The 16,245-nt window shown below is 65.6% G+C and carries 15 protein-coding genes; 13 read left to right on the top strand and 2 right to left on the bottom strand.

All coding sequences use genetic code 11. The features are described from left to right. Nucleotides 1-12: 12 nt before the first annotated feature. The 3 genes from E6C76_RS06060 to E6C76_RS06050 all read left to right on the top strand — a co-directional run bounded on the left by E6C76_RS06060 (nucleotide 13) and on the right by E6C76_RS06050 (nucleotide 4,965). Entirely contained in the window at nucleotides 13-2,502 is a 2,490-nt protein-coding gene (locus E6C76_RS06060; RefSeq protein WP_136347345.1) for an ABC transporter permease, read from the top strand. A 109-nt stretch (nucleotides 2,503-2,611) separates the two neighbouring features. Further along, nucleotides 2,612-3,955, top strand: a complete 1,344-nt coding sequence (locus E6C76_RS06055) for a cytochrome ubiquinol oxidase subunit I (protein ID WP_136347344.1) — start codon at nucleotides 2,612-2,614, stop codon at nucleotides 3,953-3,955. Continuing rightward, nucleotides 3,955-4,965 carry a cytochrome d ubiquinol oxidase subunit II gene (locus tag E6C76_RS06050; protein ID WP_136347343.1) on the top strand — a complete coding sequence of 337 codons (1,011 nt, stop codon included), beginning with the start codon at nucleotides 3,955-3,957 and terminating at the stop codon, nucleotides 4,963-4,965. The genes E6C76_RS06055 and E6C76_RS06050 overlap by 1 nt, the downstream gene beginning before the upstream one ends. Nucleotides 4,966-4,983: 18 nt before the next feature. Here E6C76_RS06050 and E6C76_RS06045 read toward each other — a convergent pair whose 3' ends face one another. Continuing rightward, nucleotides 4,984-6,000 carry a hypothetical protein gene (locus E6C76_RS06045; RefSeq protein WP_136347342.1) on the bottom strand — a complete coding sequence of 339 codons (1,017 nt, stop codon included), beginning with the start codon at nucleotides 5,998-6,000 and terminating at the stop codon, nucleotides 4,984-4,986. A 182-nt stretch (nucleotides 6,001-6,182) separates the two neighbouring features. Between E6C76_RS06045 and E6C76_RS06040 the strand changes: the two genes are divergently transcribed. From E6C76_RS06040 to E6C76_RS06030, 3 genes are all read left to right on the top strand, one after another. Then, nucleotides 6,183-7,283 carry a glycerol dehydrogenase gene (locus E6C76_RS06040; protein ID WP_136347341.1) on the top strand — a complete coding sequence of 367 codons (1,101 nt, stop codon included), beginning with the start codon at nucleotides 6,183-6,185 and terminating at the stop codon, nucleotides 7,281-7,283. A gap of 109 nt (nucleotides 7,284-7,392) precedes the next feature. Next, on the top strand, nucleotides 7,393-8,832 hold the full coding sequence (locus E6C76_RS06035) for a phage tail sheath family protein (RefSeq protein ID WP_136347340.1): 1,440 nt from the start codon (nucleotides 7,393-7,395) through the stop codon (nucleotides 8,830-8,832). A 9-nt stretch (nucleotides 8,833-8,841) separates the two neighbouring features. Continuing rightward, nucleotides 8,842-9,435: a contractile injection system tape measure protein gene (locus E6C76_RS06030; protein WP_331000003.1), complete on the top strand. Its 594-nt coding sequence runs from the start codon at nucleotides 8,842-8,844 to the stop codon at nucleotides 9,433-9,435. Nucleotides 9,436-9,503: 68 nt separating this feature from the next. On the opposite strand, the gene E6C76_RS06025 is transcribed toward E6C76_RS06030, so the two are convergent. Continuing rightward, a complete protein-coding gene (locus E6C76_RS06025) occupies nucleotides 9,504-10,631 on the bottom strand; it encodes a VIT1/CCC1 transporter family protein (RefSeq protein ID WP_136347338.1) in 1,128 nt (375 codons plus the stop codon). Between the two features lie 199 nt (nucleotides 10,632-10,830). On the opposite strand from E6C76_RS06025, the gene E6C76_RS06020 reads away from it, so the two are divergent. The 7 genes from E6C76_RS06020 to E6C76_RS05990 all read left to right on the top strand — a co-directional run bounded on the left by E6C76_RS06020 (nucleotide 10,831) and on the right by E6C76_RS05990 (nucleotide 16,096). Continuing rightward, on the top strand, nucleotides 10,831-11,760 hold the full coding sequence (locus E6C76_RS06020; RefSeq protein WP_136347337.1) for a DMT family transporter: 930 nt from the start codon (nucleotides 10,831-10,833) through the stop codon (nucleotides 11,758-11,760). 117 nt (nucleotides 11,761-11,877) lie between these two features. After that, complete coding sequence (locus tag E6C76_RS06015; RefSeq protein WP_136347336.1) at nucleotides 11,878-12,177, top strand: CopG family ribbon-helix-helix protein; 300 nt, start codon at nucleotides 11,878-11,880, stop codon at nucleotides 12,175-12,177. Next, a complete protein-coding gene (locus E6C76_RS06010; RefSeq protein WP_136347335.1) occupies nucleotides 12,174-12,464 on the top strand; it encodes a type II toxin-antitoxin system RelE/ParE family toxin in 291 nt (96 codons plus the stop codon). The genes E6C76_RS06015 and E6C76_RS06010 overlap by 4 nt, the downstream gene beginning before the upstream one ends. Before the next feature lie 86 nt (nucleotides 12,465-12,550). Next, the gene (locus E6C76_RS06005; protein WP_230976167.1) at nucleotides 12,551-12,760 is read left to right on the top strand and encodes a type II toxin-antitoxin system Phd/YefM family antitoxin; all 210 of its coding nucleotides are present in this window, start codon (nucleotides 12,551-12,553) and stop codon (nucleotides 12,758-12,760) included. Between the two features lie 669 nt (nucleotides 12,761-13,429). Further along, entirely contained in the window at nucleotides 13,430-13,714 is a 285-nt protein-coding gene (locus E6C76_RS06000; RefSeq protein ID WP_136347334.1) for a type II toxin-antitoxin system HigB family toxin, read from the top strand. A gap of 1 nt (nucleotide 13,715) precedes the next feature. Beyond that, a complete protein-coding gene (locus tag E6C76_RS05995; protein ID WP_136347333.1) occupies nucleotides 13,716-14,972 on the top strand; it encodes a helix-turn-helix domain-containing protein in 1,257 nt (418 codons plus the stop codon). Continuing rightward, complete coding sequence (locus E6C76_RS05990) at nucleotides 14,969-16,096, top strand: beta family protein (protein ID WP_136347332.1); 1,128 nt, start codon at nucleotides 14,969-14,971, stop codon at nucleotides 16,094-16,096. The genes E6C76_RS05995 and E6C76_RS05990 overlap by 4 nt, the downstream gene beginning before the upstream one ends. Nucleotides 16,097-16,245: the final 149 nt, after the last annotated feature.

Below are 16,245 nucleotides of genomic sequence, written 5' to 3'. Positions count from 1 at the left end.
CGCGCCCGCCCGATGAACACCCTCCGCCTCGCCTACCGCATGATGCTGCGCGACCTGCGCGCCGGTGAACTCCACCTGCTCGGGCTCGCCATCCTGATCGCGGTGGCCAGCCTGACCAGCGTGGGCTTCCTCGCCGACCGCGTCGGGCGCGGGCTGGACCGCGAGGCCAACCAACTGCTCGGCGGCGATCTGCTGCTGCGCGCCGATCATCCGTGGTCGACCTCCTTCACCGACGAAGCGCGCCGCCTGGGGCTGGAAACCACCGGCACCACGCTGTTCACCAGCATGGCGAGCACCGAGGAGCGCGCCGTGCTGGCCGGCGTGAAGGCGGTGGAAGAGGGCTACCCGCTGCGCGGCGCGGTGCGCATCGCCCTCGCGCCCAACGAGCCCGGCGTGGATGCCGGCCGCGTGCCGGAGCGCGGCGAGGTGTGGCTGGACGAACGCCTGTTCGCCGATCTGGGCGTGCGGGTGGGCGATCTGGTCGGCCTTGGTCTGGTGGAGTTCCGCGTCGGCGGCATGATCACCTTCGAATCGGATCGTGGCGCCAACTTCTTCAGCCTGCTGCCGCGCGCCATCTTCAACGCCGCCGACCTGCCCGCCACCGGGCTGCTGGTCGAAGGCAGCCGCGCCACCTGGCGTCTGCATCTGGCCGGCACGGCGGAGGCGGTGGCCGGTTTCGAAAGCTGGGCGCGTGCCAATCTCGGACGCGGCGAGGCGGTGGAAACCATTGAGAACGCGCGCCCCGAAGTGCGCGCCGCGCTGGACCGCGCGCAGCGTTTCCTGCGCCTGGCGGCGCTGCTCGCGGTGATTCTCGCGGCGGTGGCGGTGGGCCTGTCGTCGCGCCGCTTCATGCGCCGCCATCTGGACGGCTGCGCGGTGATGCGCTGCCTGGGCGCCGGGCAGGGGCAGGTGCTGCGCCTGTTCGTCGGCGAATTCCTGCTGCTCGGGTTGGCCGCAGCGGCTGCCGGCTCGGCGCTCGGCTGGCTGATCCAGTTCGGCTTGGCCACGGTGATCGCCGGGGTGGTGGCCACCAGCCTGCCGGCGCCCTCGCTGCTGCCGCTGGCGCATGGCGTGGCCGTCGGGCTGGTGCTGCTGGTGGGCTTCGCGCTGCCGCAACTGCTGCGCCTGGGCGCGGTGCCCACGCTGCGCGTGCTGCGCCGCGAACTGGGCGGCGTGGAGCCGGTTTCCGGCGCGGCCTGGGTGGCCGGCGTGGTGGCGCTGATCGCCATCGTGCTGTGGATCGCCGCCGATCTGCGCCTGGGCGCGATGGTGGCCGGCGGCTTCGGCGCGGCACTGGGGGTGTTCGCCCTGGCCGCGCGCGGCGCGCTGGGGCTGGCCGCGCGCCTGCGCGCCGGCGGCCCGGCGGGCGGCTGGCGCTACGGGCTGGCGGCCCTGGGCCGGCGCATGGGCGGCAGCGTGATCCAGGCCACCGCGCTGGGCGTGGGGCTGACCGCCTTGCTGCTGCTCACGCTGATCCGCGCGGATCTGCTCGACAACTGGCGGCAGGCCACCTCGGCGGACGCGCCCAACCGCTTCATCATCAACATCCAGCCCGACCAGCGCGACGGCATCCTCGCCCAGTTCCGCGAGGCTGGCCTGGCAGAAGCCGAACTGCAGCCGATGATCCGCGGGCGCCTCACGGCGATCAACGGCGCGCCGATCGACCCGGACGGCTATGAGGACGACCGCGCCCGCCGGCTGGTGGAGCGCGAATTCAACCTGTCCTACGGCACCCGTCTGCCGTCCGGCAACGAGCTGGTCGGCGGGCAGTGGCACGGCGACGCGGCGACGCCGCAGTTCTCCATCGAGGAAGGGCTGGCGCAGACCTTCGGGCTGAAGATCGGCGACGAAGTGAGCTTCGAGATCGCCGGGCGCGCGGTGAGCGCGCCGATCACCAGCGTGCGCAAGCTGGACTGGGATTCCATGCGGGTGAACTTCTTCTTCATCGCCTCGCCGGGCGTGCTGGAAGAGCACCCGGCGAGCATGATCACCAGCTTCCACCTGCCGCCCGAGCAGAACGGCTTCATCTCCCGGCTGGTGCATGCCTACCCCAATCTCACGGTGATCGACATCGGCGCGGTGCTCGCCCAGGTCCGCGAGATCATGGACAAGCTGATCCTGGTGGTGCAGTTCGTCTTCGGCTTCGCGCTGGCCGCCGGCGTGGTGGTGCTCTACGCCGCGCTGCAATCCACCCATGACGAGCGCGAGTACGAACTGGCCATGCTGCGCACCCTGGGCGCGCGCGACCGCCAGGTGCGCCACGCGCTGGTGGCGGAATTCGCCGTGCTCGGCGCGGTGGCCGGCGCGCTGGCCGGGATCGGCGCCAGTGCCATCGGCTGGGTGCTGGCCGAGCAGGTGTTCCGCATGGCGTACCTGCCGGGCTTGCTGCCGCTGTTCGGCGGCGCTGTGCTGGGCGCCCTGGGCGTGCTGGCGGGCGGCTGGCTGGGCGTGCGCGGGCTGCTCGCCCGCCCGCCGCTGGCGAGCCTGCGCGCGCTGGGCTAGGGTGGGACAAGGCTGACGGAGCAGGGCGCTCCTGGGTAGCCAGGGGTCGGCCCGGCTTTCAGAATGAAGGAACGCTTCGCGCTGCGCAGCGGTTCCGCAGGAGGTGCCGATGGAACTCGACTCCCTGGTGCTGGCGCGCATCCAGTTCGCCGCCAACATCACCTTCCACATCCTGTTTCCCACCATCAGCATCGCGCTGGCCTGGGTGCTGCTGTACTTCAAGCGGCGCTTCGACGCCAGCGGAGACGAGGCCTGGATGCAGGCCTACGGCTTCTGGGTGAAGGTGTTCGCGCTGACCTTCGCGATGGGCGTGGTCAGCGGCGTGACCATGAGCTTCCAGTTCGGCACCAACTGGCCGGGCTACATGGAAACCGTCGGCAACATCGCCGGGCCGCTGCTGGCCTACGAGATCATGACCGCCTTCTTCCTGGAAGCGACCTTCCTGGGCGTGATGCTGTTCGGCCGCCAGCGCGTGTCCAACCGCGTGCACACGCTGGCCACTGTGCTGGTGGCGCTGGGCACCAGTGCCTCGGCATTCTGGATTCTGGTGCTGAATTCCTGGATGCAGACCCCGGCCGGCTTCGAGATGGTCGATGGGCAGGCGATCATCACCGACTGGTGGGCGGCCATCTTCAATCCGTCGATGCCCTACCGGCTGACCCACATGCTGATCGCCTCCGGGCTGACCACCGCCTTCCTGATCGCCGGCATCTCGGCCTACCGCTGGCTGCGCGGCGAGCGTTCGGCCGGGCTGGAGAAAGCGCTGCGCACCGGGGTGGTGCTGGCGGCCTGTCTGATCCCGCTGCAGATCTTCGTCGGCGACCTGCACGGCCTGAACACCCTGAAGCACCAGCCGGAGAAGATTGCCGCCATCGAGGGCATCTGGCACACCGAGCGCGCCGCGCCGCTGCTGCTGTTCGCCCTGCCCAACGAGGCCACGCGCAGCAACGACTACGCGCTGGGTGTACCCGGGCTGGCGAGCCTGATCCTCACCCACGAGTGGGACGGCGAACTGCGCGGGCTGTCCGAATTCGGCGACGAGCATCCGCCGGTGGCCAAGGTGTTCTGGAGCTTCCGCATCATGGTCGGCGTGGGCCTGCTGATGCTCGCCAGCGCCTGGGCCGCCGCCTGGCAGCTGCGCCGGGGCGGCGAGCTGCGGCCGTGGCTGGCGCGCGTGCTGGTGGGCATGACCTTCTCCGGCTGGGTCGCCACGGTGGCCGGCTGGTACGTCACCGAGATCGGCCGCCAGCCCTGGCTGGTGCATGGCGTGCTGAAGACCGCCGATGCGGCTTCCAGCGTATCCGCCGGCATGGTGCTCACCTCGCTGTTGATGTATCTGGCGGTCTATGTGGTGCTGCTGATCGCCTACGTCTCGGTGGTCTTCCACCTGGCGCGCAAGACAGCCAAGGGCGGCGGGGAAGTGGCCGCGACAACGCTACAGGAGGCGGTGTGATGGACGAAGCATACTGGCTGCCGGTGATCTTCGCCGCCCTGATGGCCCTGGCGATCCTGCTCTACGTGGTGCTGGACGGCTACGACCTGGGCGTGGGCCTGCTGCTGCCCTTTGCCGGCGAAGAGGAAAAGGACTGGATGATCGCCTCCATCGGGCCGTTCTGGGATGCCAACGAAACCTGGCTGGTGCTCGGCATCGGCCTGCTGCTGGTGGCCTTCCCGACCGCCAACGGAGTGATCCTGGGCGCGCTCTACCTGCCGGTGGCGATCATGCTGATCGGCCTGATCCTGCGCGGCGTGGCCTTCGATTTCCGCGTCAAGGCGCATGCCGACCACAAGCGCTGGTGGAATGCCGCGTTCGCCGCCGGTTCGCTGGTCACGGCGCTGGCGCAGGGGGTGATGCTGGGGCGCTTCCTCACCGGCTTCGCGCCCGGCGCGCTGGCCTGGATCTTCGCGCTGCTGGCCGGCGTGGGGCTGGCGGCGGCCTACGCGCTGCTCGGCGCTACCTGGCTGATCATGAAGGGGGAAGGACGTTTGCAGGCGCGCGCCTGCGCCTGGGCCCGCCGCGCGCTGGTGGGCGCGGCGCTGGGCGTGGCGGCGGTATCGCTGATCACCCCGCTGGTCAGCCAACGCATCGCCGCCAAGTGGTTCACGCTGCCGGAGTTTCTGCTGGTGCTGCCGCTGCCCGTGGTCACCGCCGCCTTGCTGCTGGCCCTGTGGGTCGGCCTGCCGCGCCTGGCCAGCCGCCAGGCGGCCGGCAACGATGCGTGGTGCTGGGCGCCGTTCGTCGGCACGGTGGGCATCTTCCTGCTGGCCTTCCAGGGGCTGGCCTACAGCATCTTCCCGGAGATGGTCATCGGTCGCATGGACATCTGGCAGGCCGCCGGGCATCCGCAGGGGCTGTGGGTCATCCTGATCGGCGCGCTGCTGGTGGTGCCGGCCATCCTGGCGTACACGGTGTTCGTCTACCGGGTGTTCTGGGGCAAGACGCGCGCACTGACCTACGAATGAGGGCGGGCCGCCGCCGGCTCACAGCGCGGCCGGCACGCTGACCGCCGCATCGATGCCGGCACCCGCGTCGGCTGCCGCCGCGTCGATGCCCGCGACGTCGATCGAAGGCAGTCCCCCGTCCAGGTCGCGGGCGGCCTCCTCACTGTCGCGGATCATCGCTTCGATGGCTTCGACGTCCTTGCGTGCTTCCTTGTCGTTCTGCGCCGCGTGGCGGACCATGGCCAGCAGGGCCTTCAACTCGCGGATCGCATCGCGGATCAGCTTGGCGTCTTCCGCGCGCTGTTTGGCCTCGCGCTGGCGCTCGGTACGGCTTTCCTCGGCGGCGCTGCGCGCCTGCTGCTCGGCATCCTGCGCAGCTTCCTCGCCGTCCACGGCCTGGTCTGCGGGGGGCTGTTCCGTTTCTTCCGTGGCGGCAGCGGCGAGCTTTTCCGCTTCCTGGCCGCCTCGATCCGCGTCGGGGTCGGCCTCTGGCGGCGGCGCGCTGGCGGCTGCTTGCGCCGCCACCGTCGCTGCGGCGGCTTCCGCCTGGCCCGTGTCGCCGGCGGCGCCCGAGGCTGCGGTGGAGCCGGTGGTTTCTTCCGTGGCAGCGGCTGCCACGTTGCCGACGCTCACCGCCGAGCCGCCCGCGCTTCCGCTGCTTTCCTTCAGGGTGCTGGCGGCCTGCTTCAGATCGCTGGCCAGTTGCTTGATCTCGCGCAGCACGGCCTTGGAGGCCGCCGCGCCCATCGCGGCGACCAGCTTCTTCAGGACTTCGATGCGCTGCTTGATCTGTTCGATGCGCTGGCGCGCGCTGGCCTTGCGCGCCTCGCGGATGTCGTCGAAGGCCTTGTTGAACGCTGCCGACAGGCTTTGGTAGGCCTTCATCTGCTTTTGCGCGGTATTGCTGAGCGTGACGCGCACGGAAGGCAGGGCGACGCTTTCTGTGCGATTCGCTTCGGCCGCGCGCCGGCCCGTTGTTGAGGCGTTGCCCGCGGCAGCCTCGCGGGTGGAAGCCGCCTTGGCCCAGATACCCTGGGGGATCAGTGGAGAAGTCATGGCGTGTGCCCCGTGGTGCTTGGTTGGCTATGCCGGACAAGAAGCCGGCCTAACCGTATTAACGGCACAAAGCGGAGGTTTTTGAGGCGCAGGGGAGGGGGTGGGTTGATACGTGTCAATACGCCTCCGTATGGGAGGCGCAAACTGGAATTATTCCCTAAGCCGCAACAGGAGAATCCATCATGATCACCACCGCGATCTTCCCTGGCCGCTACGTACAAGGCGCGGGCGCGCTGGCCGTGCTCGGTGAGGAAACCGCCCGCCAGGGCCGCAAGGCCCTGCTGATCTGCGACCCCTTCGTGCTCGAACATCTGATGCCGGAAATCGAAACCGGCCTGGGCCAGCACCTGCCCTGGGTGCCGGTACGCTTCGGCGGCGAATGCTCCGATGAGGAAGTGGCCCGCCTGAAAACGCAGGCGGAAAAGGACGGCGCCGACGTCATCGTCGGCATTGGCGGTGGCAAGACGCTGGATACCGCCAAGGCGGTGGCCTACGCGCTGGGCGCACGCACCGTCATCGTGCCCACGCTGGCGTCCACCGATGCGCCGTGCAGCGCGCTGTCGGTCATCTACCAGCCGGACGGCAGCTTCAAGCGCTATCTGGTGCTGCCGCACAACCCGGACGTGGTGCTGGTGGACACCGGCGTCATCGTGCGCGCGCCGGTGCGCCTGCTGGTCGCCGGCATGGGCGATGCCTTCGCCACCTGGTTCGAAGCCGACCACTGCCGTGCCACGCGCGGCAGCAACATGACCGGCCGGCAGGGCCCGCTCACCGCCTACGCGCTGGCCCGGCTGTGCCATGAAACCCTGCTGGAGTACGGCCCGCTCGCCAAACTGAGCGCGGAGCAGGGCGTGGTCACCCCGGCGCTGGAGCACATCGTCGAGGCCAACACGCTGCTCTCCGGCCTGGGCTTCGAAAGCGGCGGCCTGGCGGCAGCGCACGCCATCCACAACGGCCTCACCGCGCTGCCGGAAAGCCATCACGCCTGGCACGGCGAGAAAGTCGCCATCGGCATCCAGGCCATGATGTTCCTGGCCGACCAGAAGCCCGAACTCATCGAAACCGTGTTCGACTTCAGCGAAGCCGTGGGCCTGCCCACCACGCTGGCCGACATCGGCCTGGGCAAGGTCACCGGGGAGCAATTGCTGATCGCCGCCGCGGCGGCCTGCGTGCCGGGCGAGACCATCCACAACGAACCCACGGAAATCACCCCGCAGCGCGTGCTCGCCGCGCTCAAGGTGGCCGATGCCGAGGGCCGTCGGCGCAAGGCGCTGCGTGGCTGATCCGGCCGGAGCCGGGCGTTCCATCGGGCCCTCCCGGCCGGCGGCGCCCGGCGCGTGTGGCAGCGCTATGCTGTCTACAATTCGATTCCAGTCGAAATGAGGGCCTCCCATGACGCCGCCCGGTGCTTGCAAAACCCCCGGTGTATACATCCTGGAAAAGGATGACTTTCCAACCAGCGCCGCCGCGGTGGATACGGCGGTTCCGGCTTTCATCGGGTACACCGAAAAAGCCGATTCCCAAGGGAAATCGCTGAGAAACCGCCCGTATCGGATTTCCAGCCTGGCCGAATACCGGGAATGCTTTGGCGGGGCCCCGCTGCCCAGATTCGAAATCCGCCGGAAGGCGGCGGATTCCGCCGGCAGAACGGTCTTTTCCCATCTCGGCGAGGACTACTGCCTGCACCGGGTTTCCGTGGGCCATCTGTTGTACTACAGCATGTGCCTGTTCTTCGCCAATGGCGGCGGGCCATGCTACGTGGTCTCCGTCGGCGATTATCGGGAAGGCGTCGAGCTGCAGGCGCTCGAAGGCGGCCTTGCGCCGTTGCGCCAGGAAGGGGAGCCGATGCTGGTGGCCGTGCCCGACGCCGTGCTGTTGAACGACCAGGAGTGCGCGGCCCTGCAGCGGGCGGTTCTGGCGTTCTGCGGGGGGCACGCCCCCAAGCGTTTCGCCATCCTCGACGTCCCCGCCGAACATGAAAACGGCTTCGACCCGGAGCGGGATGCGATCCGGAATTTTCGCGATGCCATCGGTACCGAACACCTCGGCCACGGCGCGGCCTACTATCCCTGGCTGCACACCTCCGCCGTGGAATCGAAGGACTTCGGCCTGCATAACATCGAAAACGCGGAGCTGCTGCTGACGAGGGTCGAGGAAGAGCTTGGCATCCCGAGGGAGCAGCTTGACGAGCGGCAGATGCGCGCAATGAGCCGGGTCTTCCGGACGGTGGTGGAGGACATCGTGGAACGCCTCAACCTGCTTCCGCCCAGTGGTGCCATGGCGGGCATCTACGCGCAGGTCGATTGCACCGAGGGCGTCTGGAAAGCGCCCGCCAACGTCCCGGTTTCCATGGCAAGAATTCCTGCCGTCATGCTTTCCAGCCAGGAGCAGGACGGCATGAGCGTGAGCCTGGATGGCAAATCGATCAATGCCATCCGCTTCTTCGATGGGGTGGGCACCCTGGTCTGGGGCGCTCGCACGCTGGACGGCAACAGCCTCGACTGGCGCTACGTCAACGTCCGGCGCACGGCGATCATGCTGGAAGAATCGATCCGGCTCGCCTGCAAGGCTTACGTCTTCGAGCCCAACACCGCGAGTACCTGGGTGACGGTCAGGTCCATGGTGTCGAATTTTCTGATCGGCATCTGGAAGGCGGGAGGGCTTGCCGGCGCCGTGCCCAGCGATGCGTTCTCGGTGCGCGTCGGTCTTGGCGAGACCATGACGCCGGAAGACATCCTGGAAGGCACCCTGCGGGTCTCCGTGCTGGTTGCCCTGAGGTGGCCGGCCGAATTCATCGAGATCGCCCTCCAGCAGCAGATGGAGAGCTCATGACGGCGGCTTGTGTGGAGGCACCGGCGGGCCGCCCCGGCGAACCATTCGAGCGTTCCGGGTAATCGGCCGGAAAAAGGCGGGAACATGTCCGAAGAAAACGGCTGGTCAATCGGCGATGCGGGCCAGGTGCTGGCGGGGCCTTTTCTGCCGTGCCTGTTCTCCATGCTCAATCTGTCCACCGAGAGCGGATTCGTGGATTCCACGGCAGCGGCGCGCGCGGTGCGCTTGCTGCAGTTCATGGTGTATGGAGAAAACCAGGCAGACGATTCCGGCCTGGTGCTCGGCAAGGTGCTTTGCGGAATCGACCCCGGCTGGCAATTGGGCAGCACTGGCGAACTGAGCGGGCATGAATGCAATACCGTCGAGCAGATGCTCCACGGCATGCGCCAGAATTGGACGGCAGTGGGGGCCACCTCCCTGGAGGGGCTGCGTCAGTCCTTCCTGCAGCGCCAGGGCGGGTTGTCGCAGCAAGAGGAGTGCTGGCATCTGCGGGTGGAAGCGCGTGCGTATGATGTGCTGCTCGACAGGCTGCCCTGGCGCCTCGGCCCGATCCACTATTGCTGGATGGACAGACCGCTGCGCGTCGCATGGCGCGATGCTTGACCACGGTTCGAGCGCAAGCCCCGCCATTCATGGCGGGAGGCGCGGTGGCGCCTCCGCCCGTCCTGCGCTCAGCCGCCCACCGCGACGCCGAACAGGTGCCCGATGCCGTAGGTGACGCCGGCCGCGCCCAGGCCGATCGCCAGTTGGCGCAGGCCGGAGAACAGCGGGTGCTTGCCGGTGAACACCGCGATGGCCGCGCCCAGCGCGAACAGGCCGGTGGCCGAGGCCAGCAGGCTGGCGAGCACGAGCTGGTCGTCGGCCACCAGGAACATCGGCAGCGCCGGAATCAAGGCGCCGACGATGAACACCAGAAAGGACGAGGCCGCAGCGGCCATCGGCGAGCCGCCGAGGTCGTCCGGGTTGATGCCCAGCTCCTCGCGCACCAGGGTTTCCAGCGCCGAATCCTTGTCGCCGATCACCCGCGCGGCGATCTGGCGCGCCTCTTCGGCGCTGAAGCCCTTGGCCTGATAGATCAGCGTCAGCTCTTCCTGCTCCTCGGCGGGCACTTCGGCCAGTTCCTCGGCCTCGCTGGCGATCTGCCTTTCCTGCAGTTCGCGCGCGCTCTGCACCGAGATCCATTCGCCCATCGCCATCGAGCAGGCGCCCGCCAGCATGCCGGCCAGCGCGGCGGCGAGCAGGGTCTGCGCGCTGGCGGCCGAACCGGCCACCCCCATGATCAGGCAGAAGGTCGACACCAGCCCGTCGTTGGCACCGAGCACCATGGCGCGCAGGTTGTTGGCGGCGCCCGCGCCGTGGCGGCCTTCCAGGCGCGAGTAGGCCGCACCGTTCCAGCCCCGGCTGGAGCGGCTGGCCAGCAGCGACAACATGCGCGCGTGGGAGCGTTCCTGCTCCGGCAGCGCGGTGCCGGCGGCTTCCTGCTGCCCGTCGTACATCGTACGGTTGCGCGCCTCGTCGTCGGCCACCAGCGGCAGCACGCTCTGCGCGCCGAAACGCCGGCTGGCCCAGATCAGCACCCGGGTGCGCCAGCCGATGCCCTGCGGTGCGCGGCCGCCAGCCTGCTCGATGCGCCGCCGCCAGAATTCCGCATGGGTTTCCTCGACCCGCGCCAGCCGCCGATAGACCTCGGCGATCTCCCCCTGGGGTTCCGCTTCCGCCATCGCCCGGTACAAGGCCGCGCTGTCGGTTTCGTCGCGATAATTGGCGATGAAGCGCGCCACATCCTGTCTACCTGCCATCGAAAAAACGCTCCCGCCAAGACTTGCCGTCCGCCATGATGCGCCACAACGGCCGGCAGACGAAAGGCGAGCGGGGCAGGGGGCGGTGCTGTTGCGGCGACTCTCATGGAGTCCGGCGGCGATGGCAGAATGCAGCCTTTGCCTGCCCGGTGTGCGCCATTCCGGTGCACGCCGTGGCGGTGCAGCTGGTGTCCTCCCCATGTCCTCGATCACCACCTCCCGCCCCATCGCCATGCTCTGCCTGGCATCCAGCATGGCGCTCGTCGGTAGCTACGTCGCGCTGAGCAAGCCGCTGGCGGCCACCTTTCCGGTACTGCTGCTGGCCTGGCTGCGCTTTGGCATCGGCGGGGTCGCCATGCTGGGCTGGCTGAAGCGCCCGGCGGAAGAGGAGGCGATGAGCGGGCAGACCCGCCGCCTGCTGTTCCTGGAATCCTTTCTCGGCAACTTCCTGTTCACCATCTGCATGATCACCGGCGTCAGCCTCACCAACGCCCTGACCGCCGGGGTGGTGATGGCCTCCATCCCCGCCGTGATCGCGCTGATGAGCTGGGGCTTCCTGCACGAACGCATCAGCCCGCGCACCTGGATCGCCATCGGCTGCGCGGTGCTCGGTATCGCCTTGCTGGCGATGGCCGGCTACGGCGGCGAAGCCGGCGGCGCCGATGACGGAAGCGGCGGCCGCGCCCTGCTGGGCAAGGCCCTGCTGCTGGCGGCCGTGGTCTGCGAAGCCGCCTATTCGGTGATCGGCAAGAAACTCACCGGCAAGCTGAGCGCCAAGCGCATCACCGCGCTGATCAACCTGTGGGGCTTCGCGCTATCCACCCCGTTCGGCCTCTACTTCGCGCTGCGTTTCGATTTCGGTGCGGTCACCCCCGGCGTGTGGGTGCTGCTGCTGTTCTACGCGCTGGCCGCCTGCATGTGGACGGTATGGCTATGGATGACCGGCCTGAAAACCATCCCCGCCGCGCAGGGCGGGGTATTCACCGTGATGCTGCCGATTTCTGCCGCTTTGGTCGGCGTGCTGGTGCTGGATGAAACGCTCAACGGCACCCAACTGCTCGCCTTGGGCGTGGCCGTGCTGGGCATGCTGCTCGCCACGCTGCCAACGAGGTGGTTGCGGGCGCGGTGAGGGGCGAATCGGTATCGCGAGAGGAATGAGCCGGGAGAAGCCGGACAGCGCTGTACTGCCTTGTTGCAGGGTAGTCGAGGTAGTAGGATTTCAATACCTAAACGGAGAGCGTTCGCCATGCCCAACCTGTCAGTCAAGCTCGACGAAGCCACCCGCCAGCGTCTGCAAGAGGCCGCCGCAAGTCAGGACATGACGCCGCACGCCTTCATGGTCAAGGCCATCGGTGCGGAACTGGAAAGGGCCGAGGCGCAGAATCAATTCGTCGCCCGTGCATTGCGCGCGCGCGAAGAAGTGATCCGCAGTGGCCAGGTCTTTGACGGCCCTGCCTTCGCGGACTATCTGCGCGCCCGGGTGCGTGGCACGGCAGCGCCCCGGCCTACCGCACAAACGCTGGGAGATGGGGAATCCAGCACATGACCCGCTGGCTGCTCGCACCGGAAGCGGCCGACGATCTGGAACGCCTCGTCGATTTCCTGCTGGAAACCGACCCCCCGCATGCGGTGGAGACGACCGACCTGATTCTCGATGCACTCTCCGTCCTGGCCCGCCATCCGCGCATGGGCCGCCCCTTGCCCCAAGGTCTGCGCGAACTCGTGATCTCGCGCGGCCATACCGGCTATCTGGCGCTCTACAGCTACGACGAACAAGCCGACCTTGCCATCGTGTTGGCCATTCGCCATCAACGCGAGCAGGATTACCACTGAACCCTACTGGCCGGTGCTGCGCGGCCTGCCTCCGGGAAAACCGTCCTTGGTTTCTTCGGACTGGTCTATACCAACCGGAGAGCGCCATGAGTCTTGAAATCGGCTCGTATGAGGCCAAGACCAAGTTGCCGGAATTGCTCCGCGGCGTGCAGGCAGGCAAGCGCTACACGATTACCCTGCGTGGCGGCCGGTTGCCGATCTGGTACCGGCCGAAGGCGGCAAGCAAGCGGATGCTGTGGCGGCCGTCGAAGCGATGCGCCAGTTCATGTGTGCTGCGCAGCCCGTCAAGGGAGTAGATATCAAGGCGTTGATCAGCGAAGGCCGGGCATGAGCTTCGTGCTCGACAACTCGGTAGCAGTGTGCCGGCCTGCTGGCCTACGGCAAGCCCACGATGTGGCTTACGCCGAGGCCGTGCTGGATGCCCTGCGGGAACGGTAGGCGCCGATCCCGTCGCTGGGGCTCGCCGCTCGCGACGCTGGATGCAGAACTGAAGAAGGCGGCATAGCTTGCTGCGTGCAAGTGCGCTCCCCAACTTACCGTTTCCGGAGTGTAATGGGGTCAGGAGTTGATGGGGGGCGGAACTGAGAAGAAAGAGAGTCTGCTGATCGGCCGAAGCGGCCGATGGTCGGGATTTGACTGGCCGCCCGGTGTAGTGGGATTTGCCGTCGTTGGTGCTTCGACTGCGCGTGGCCGCGCCTCTCCTGCGAGCTCACACTTCGGCCTCCACACTGCCGACGCCCGTGGCGCCAGCGCCCCGCCGTTTGATTCAGACCGGGAACCATGTGTTGATCAGAGCTGGACGTTTGCCAAGAGGCGGGCCATTGGGGCGGACTATCAGGGAGGCAGCAGAGGAGTTCGACGTTGATAATGTGTTTGTTGACAGGTGTTACACATTTGGGAACAATGATCGACGTTCCATATCTGGAACACATCTGAGGGGCGGATGTCTATGGAGCAATTCCTTCATGAGAGTGATGGGCCTTGGTTTGTTGAACGAGTTTTGCAGGGAACATCCTGACTGCCGGAAGTGGATCGCTAACTGGCTCAGCGATGCGAAGCAGAGCCAGTGGGCGACGACGCACGACATCAAGGCGCGATACGTGTCGGCTAGTTTCCTCCCGGAGAACGTCGTGATTTTCAATGTGCGGGGAAATGAGTACCGACTGGTGGCCCAGATGGCATTCAACGTTGGGGTGGTGGCCGTAAAGTGGATCGGAACACACGCCGAATACAGCAAACGAGAGTTTTAGAATGGAATATAAGGTCTTACGGACGAAAGCGGAACACACCCGAGCACTCCAGGAGGCTGAGTCTCTCGTCGCACTGGACCCGTGTTCGGGTACGGCTGAAGCTGAACGCCTGGAACTGCTTGCTGTCCTCATTGAGGACTACGAGAAGCGTGCGTTCACGTTTGATGAGCTTGATCCGCTTGAGGTAATTGAGTTTAGGATGGCCGAACAAGGGCTTCGTCAGCGCGACCTCGTATCCATGATCGGCAGCCGAAGCCGCGTTTCCGAAGTACTCGCCGGTAAACGCCCGCTCACCGTGCAGATGATCCGCGCCCTCTCCGTCGGCCTTGGTATCCCGGCGGATGTGCTCATCGGATCGGAACTTCCGAAAAACCAAGTGCCTATTGCCGTTACGGATCGGGAAACAATCGACTGGAAACAATTTCCCGTGAGGGAGATGGAGCGCAGAGGATGGTTTCAGAGCGTTCGCGTCACCGGTGCAACAGTGCAGGAGCGGCTTCAGTCTTTCCTAGCCCAGGTCCTTCCCAAAGAGCCGGAAGCAGTACTATTCCGGCGCAGATTCCAAGGCATTGCGATCGACGAGAAGTCATACTACCCGACGTTGGCCTGGACGGCCCGGATCCTCATGCGGGCGCGTGAAGCTGGCGCCTCGCTGCCCAAGTTCGATCCGGCCAAGATCACCGCTGAGACGCTCCGCGATCTTGCCCGGCTCAGTTGGCTCGACAATGGCCCTCGCCTCGCCGTTGAGTTTCTCGCAAAGCTTGGCATCGTAGTGGTCATTGAACAACGACTCCGCAATGCGATCTTTGATGGCGCGGCACTCCTTTCCACAAACGGGCGACCGGTGATCGGTCTCACGCTCCGCATCGACCGCATCGACTATTTTTGGTTTACGCTACTGCATGAAGTGGCGCATGTGTGGAGACACTTGAACGAATCGGGGAGTGCCTTCGTTGACAGGATCGAACGCATCGCGACATCCGAACGCACTCCAGACGCAAAAGAGAACGAAGCAAACCGAGTAGCGCGTGACGCCCTCATCAAGAGGGCCGTATGGGAACGCAGCCCAGCACGGCTTGCGCCTTCGCGCGAGTCGATTCAGGAACTCGCTGACCAACTCCATATTCACCCGGCGATTGTCGCCGGTCGTATTCAGTTCGAAAGCGGGAAATACAATCAATTCCGCGAGTTTCTTGGACAAGGCGAAGTCCGCAAACAGTTCGACGATCTTCTGCAAGACGAGGGGAAGGAAGAATGACCTCAGTTCCCGTGTATGTGCCTATCATCAAAGGAAAACTCAATGATCTTCGCGCGGTAGGGGCGCTCAGCTCAAGCGTGCGGGACATTGTCAAGCCTCTCATAGAGGCAATGCCAGCTAATCCCCGGAAGAACAGGACTGAGGAGCACGTTTTCAAGTTCTGCAATTACGTCATGAAGCATGTACCGCTTGGAGAAGTTTTTGTTGACTTCTTCGGACTGCTTCCCGACGAAATCCTTGAGGATGGGACTAACGCAACCATTTACGGATATCGCCTTCTGAAGTCTCTGGGGCGCACCGTTACCCCGGTCTATGGCTTGGAACGGAATGATGATCTGTGGGATGAATTCGGCAAACTTGCCGCGACCTTTGGGAAGGGATTCGCATTCCGCCTGCGACGCGACGATCTGGCGGATTACCTCATTGATGAAACCTGGGGAACAATTCTTGAACGTACCGCCCAGATGGGACTTCGAGCACAGGACGTTGATCTTGTGCTGGACTTTGAAAATGTGGGCGATAATACGGTTTCTGAAATTGTCGATGTCGTGTTTTCCTTCCTGTGGCACAACGAGCGCATCCGTGACTACCGAAGCGTGATCGTTGCCGGATCATCCGCCCTCAAGACGGTGACAGAGGTGGGAAAGGACGACATGAAAGAGATAACCAGGACCGAACTTCACCTCTGGTCAGCCCTGTGGCGCGACATGCCGGACGATTTCAAACCCATCTATGGCGACTACGGTGTGATTCATCCGGATTTCAGCGATCTTGGGCCGAACAAGTACATGAATGCGAAGATACGGTACACGGCCGGGGACAAGATTCTCTATTTTCGGGGACACGGACTGCTTCACCCAGTAAAAGACTATGCCCAATACCATGATCTTGCCGCCCTTGTTCGATCCGATTCGCGGTTCCGGGGACGCAGCTACTGCATTGGCGATGCGTATCTCGACGATTGCGCGCGCCGCCAAGTCTCACATGGATCGCCCGCCACTTGGGTGAAAGCCGACATGAATCACCACCTCACCTACGTTACACACCAAGTGATCCGGCTGGTATCCGCCTTCATACAGGAAACTTCTGACGAACGTGCGGAAGCATTGCTTGTGATAGTGTAGAAAATGAGGAGTACTTCATTTGACGATGATGCAGAATTGAAGCTGTCATGTTTCAGTCATCATCGGCGTCAAAATCTATTCGACACATTTGCTCCTCGCTGAATGAGCCCTTCTTCACTGCCCCCTATTTATCAGTGTGAAAGCAGTGA

It is taken from the genome of Pseudothauera nasutitermitis (assembly GCF_004801295.1).
Classification (GTDB): domain Bacteria; phylum Pseudomonadota; class Gammaproteobacteria; order Burkholderiales; family Rhodocyclaceae; genus Pseudothauera; species Pseudothauera nasutitermitis.
The sequence above is the reverse complement of the archived record's forward strand: the minus strand, read 5'-3'. Positions and strand labels throughout refer to the sequence as shown.